Source organism: Pseudogemmobacter sonorensis (assembly GCF_042762395.1).
In the GTDB taxonomy this organism is placed as follows: Bacteria; Pseudomonadota; Alphaproteobacteria; order Rhodobacterales; family Rhodobacteraceae; genus Pseudogemmobacter; species Pseudogemmobacter sonorensis.
The window spans coordinates 1-1442 of sequence record NZ_JBEFZE010000083.1 but is presented as its reverse complement, the minus strand read 5'-3'; the positions used below and the strand labels follow the sequence as shown (position 1 = coordinate 1442).

1 protein-coding gene is annotated in these 1442 nt (G+C 60.5%); it reads right to left on the bottom strand.

The genetic code is table 11. The annotated features are described in order from the left end of the window. Nucleotides 1–512: 512 nt before the first annotated feature. The coding region (locus ABNX41_RS21795) for an IS110 family RNA-guided transposase (protein ID WP_438671773.1) at nucleotides 513–1442 on the bottom strand (930 nt) is incomplete at its 5' end.

Here is a 1442-nt window from a genome sequence, read left to right as displayed (position 1 = left end):
CCTTCTCTAATCGGCGTGGTGAGGTCAAGCACTTTCGAGCTTTCAGCTTGCGCGGCGTTTAACGCATTGGTTAGACTTCACATTTTTCTTTTTGGAGTCGTGCAGGAAGACTGACGTGGTTCAATCTCCGGGACATCCTGATAGCCTGGCGGGAGATCGGATAGCGAACGCGGCGAACTCACATCATCCTCGCCCGCAAGGGACGCCTTTCCGCCGTCAGGCGGAATCTTATGCAACGCCAAGAGTGCGTTGCGGATCGTCGTCACCCGTTATGCGGCCGACGTAATTTCCACTTTGCTGCGTTCGACGTCCTTTCGCGGCCCGCGCTTCTCTCCGGGATCGGTCGCTAGACCCTCCCACCATGGGATCAGAAGAACGATGCGGTCCAATCTTCGGGGCATCCTGATCGCGTATCCCGCAACCGGAATAGGGCAACGCCCGAACTCACATCATCCATCGTCCGCGAGGGACGTCTTCCGCCGCTAGGCGGAACTCTAGTTTCCCCCAAGGGATCAGGCGTTTACGGGAGCGGCATTGCGCGTCCAGTGGAACTCGGTCCCATCAACCCATATCCGATGCAGGATCACCGCCAGCCGGCGCGCGACTGCAACGATGGCTTTCCTCCCGCTGCTTCGTTTGGCGACATTCATGCCCCATGCTTTCAGCCATGACCATTTCGTGACCCGCGACAACAGGACCTGCGCGGCCTCGAACAGGAGCGTGCGCATCATCGCATCGCCGCATAGCGAGATCCGACCTATTCGGCGGCTCTCTCCCGATTGATTGAGCACCGGCGTCAAGCCCAGCACCGCCCCCACAGCGCGCGAGTTTCGGAAGCGCGCCGGGATGTCGATTGTCGAGGCATAGGCCAATGCCACGATGGCACCGACGCCGGGCACCGACATCAGCCGCCGGCAAACGGGGTCGGCTTTCGCAACCTGGCGAACCTTGCGGTCCAGCTTCCCAAATTCATCGCGCAGGCTCTGCCGTGCGGCGAGCAGTGGTTCGAGTATTTCGCCCAGCTCCGGCATGCCTTCAATGAGTTCCCGGATACGCTCCTCGTATTTGCCGGCACCTACAGCGCCGACCTTGAGGCCGAAGTTGCGCAACAGTCCACGAATGTCGTTCTCGATTGCGATCACCTTGCCCTGCAAGAGCGTTCGGGCCGTCAGGAGGGCGCGGCGCTTCTGGCTCGTCAGCGTCTTCACATGCACCGGCCGGAACAAATTCACGCGCATCATCTGCGCGATGCCACGAGCGTCATTGCGGTCGCTCTTGTTCGGTTGCGCCTTGAGAAAGGCTTTCGTATGCCGCGTCTCGATGCAGATCACCGGCAGACCCGCCTTGGCCAATCCATCGAACAGCCACTGCGACATCGGGCCTGCTTCAAGCCCGACGCGCTCAAGTGGCACCTGAAGACCATGCAGAAGGCCAACGAGATC